Raw genomic sequence first — 2484 nt, 5'->3', positions numbered from 1 at the left:
CCGGCTCGCCGGATTCGCCGGCGTCGCTCCCGCCGCCCGGGACTCGGGCAAGATCAGCGGCAACCTGCACCGGCCCAAGCGATACAGCCGCCGCCTCCAACGCGTCTTCTACACCTCCGCGCTGATCAGCATCCGCTGCTGCGACGAGTCCCGCCGCTTCTACGACCGCAAGGTGCGCCACGAGGCGCCACACCATCGAGTGGAGGTGGGAGACCTTCGCCGCCGGGCCGTCGCAGCGGTCCGGTAGAAGCTGGGGGCAGCCCGATCCGGGGAACGCCGGGGAGGGCGGGAAGCAGCCCCGACAATGCCGGGACGGTCCGGGATCACCAGACGGGCCGGGTCCGGCTAGCGAGGCCAGAAGGTACAACGAGAGTGAACCAGTGGCTGACGCCCCGTAAGCGTAGAACCGGCTCAAATCTGGTGGATATGGGCCGGGGTGCGGTGCACGGACTCGTGTTTTGCGGTCGGGTCCGACTCCGACACCGGGTTCTTTCGCCCGGTGAGGAGGCCACGCCGAATAACTGCGGCGTAGGCGTGGCGATGCCGTCGGGGTAGAGCTGGGTGCCTCCCTGGCCGATCGATGGAGTGGTGAACGTGGGAACTGCCCCCGGTCGCCCCGAGGACCGGACCGCCAGTCCGGACAGGGGCAGGCCCGTTGCCGGCTGATGGCCGTGGGGCAGGGCGGAGGTCCCGTAGTAGTCCGAGCCGGGGAGAGCCCGACACATGGCGAAGGGGACCAGCAAGTCAGCAAGGAGGAGACTGGAATGCCAGGAGGACGTTGGTGAATACCGACGAGCTGGAGTGGGCCTTGTCCAAGGCCGAACGCCGGGTACTGGAGATCCAGACCAAGTTGCACCGTTGGGCGGCCGACGATCCCCATCGCCGGTTTGACGATCTGTTCAACCTCGTGGCCGATCCCGCGTTCTTGTTGGTGGCGTGGGCTCGGGTGCGGGGCAACAAGGGAGCGCGCACGGCCGGAGTGGACGGCAAGACTGCCCGCTACATTGAGGCCGCGCAAGGGGTCGAGGTCTTCCTCGGCGCGCTGCGGTCGCAGGTCAAGGACCGCAGTTTCCGACCGGTCCCGGTGCGGGAGCGGATGATCCCCAAGGCGAACGGCAAGCTGCGTCGCCTGGGCATCCCGACTGTGGCGGACCGGGTGGTCCAAGCCTCCCTGAAGCTGGTGCTGGAGCCGATCTTCGAGGCGGATTTCCTCCCGTGTTCCTACGGGTTCCGCCCGAAGCGCCGGGCCCACGACGCGATCGCCGAGAGCCGCTTTCTGGCCAGCTGTACCTACCAGTGGCTGATCGAGGGCGACATCGAAGCGTGTTTCGACACCATCGACCACACGGCCCTGATGGGCCGGATGCGTCAACGGGTCGGTGACAAGCACGTGTTGGTCCTGGTGAAGGCGTTCTTGAAGGCGGGCATCCTCGCCGAGGGTGGCGCGCTTCGGGACACCCGCACCGGCACCCCGCAAGGGGGGATCCTCTCCCCGCTGCTGGCCAACATCGCCCTGACCGTGTTGGACGAGTACGTCGCCAACCGGCCGGGCGGGCCGAACACCACCCCGGCACGACAGGTGGGACGACGCCGCCGTGGCGAGCCCAACCTCCGGTTGGTCCGCTACGCGGACGACTTCCTCGTGCTCGTGGCCGGGACTCGCGAGCACTGCGAAGTGCTGCGCGAGGAGGTGGCGGCGGTCCTCGCACCGATGGGCATGCGCCTGTCGATGGAGAAGACGAGGATCACCCACATCGACGAGGGCCTCGATTTCCTCGGCTGGCGCATCCAGCGTCACCGCAAGCGGGGCACCGACCGGCACTACGTCTACACCTACCCGGCGAAGAAGTCCGTGAGGACCATCGTCCGGAAGGTCAAGATCGCCTGCCGGATGGACGTCAACCAGCCGCTGCCGAACCTGCTGCAACAGCTCAATCCGATGCTGCGGGGATGGTGCGCCTACTTCCGGCCCGGCGTGTCGAGCGCCACGTTCCAGTACCTGCACCACATCGTGTGGCACCAGGTCTGGAAGTGGATCAGACGCAAACACCGCCGGACTCACTGGAAGGAACTCAGCCGTCGCTACCACGACCGGCGGGGATGGCCGACCACCGAGGAGATCACCCTGTTCGACCCGGAGAAGGTACGCACCACGCGCTACCGCTACCGGGGCACGGTGATCCCCTCGCCCTGGCCGACCACGGGATGAGGAACCCGAAGTAATCCAGCGGGACTTGTGGAGAGCCCGGTGCTCGGTAACGGGCACGCCGGGTTCGGGAGGCGGTCCGGGGAAACCCACCAGCAGCAATGCTGGCAGGGCGCCCCGGGCCGACCTCACCGCGCTGAAGGCAAACGCCATGTCCAAGCCGTGCTCGCGCTCGCCCGCCGACGGGTCAACGTCCTGTGGGCCCTCCTGCGTGACGGACGGTGCTACGAGCCCATACCGCCCGTCACGGCCGCCGCTTGACATCTCCATTAGGAATC

General features: G+C 67.8%; 1 protein-coding gene and 2 pseudogenes. All 3 read left to right on the top strand.

Features of this window, described 5'->3' with window-relative positions; translation table 11 throughout:
* Nucleotides 1-232 (top strand): annotated as a pseudogene (locus D7294_RS31455) (transposase); the annotation flags it as partial.
* A gap of 549 nt (nucleotides 233-781) precedes the next feature.
* Nucleotides 782-2209 (top strand): group II intron reverse transcriptase/maturase, encoded by a 1428-nt coding sequence (gene ltrA, locus D7294_RS31445; protein ID WP_120685228.1) that lies wholly within the window; start codon nucleotides 782-784, stop codon nucleotides 2207-2209.
* A gap of 129 nt (nucleotides 2210-2338) precedes the next feature.
* Nucleotides 2339-2467 (top strand): annotated as a pseudogene (locus D7294_RS31440) (IS110 family transposase); the annotation flags it as partial.
* Nucleotides 2468-2484: the final 17 nt, after the last annotated feature.

The organism is Streptomyces hoynatensis, assembly GCF_003626535.1.
GTDB lineage: Bacteria > Actinomycetota > Actinomycetes > Streptomycetales > Streptomycetaceae > Streptomyces > Streptomyces hoynatensis.
The sequence above is the reverse complement of the archived record's forward strand: the minus strand, read 5'-3'. Positions and strand labels throughout refer to the sequence as shown.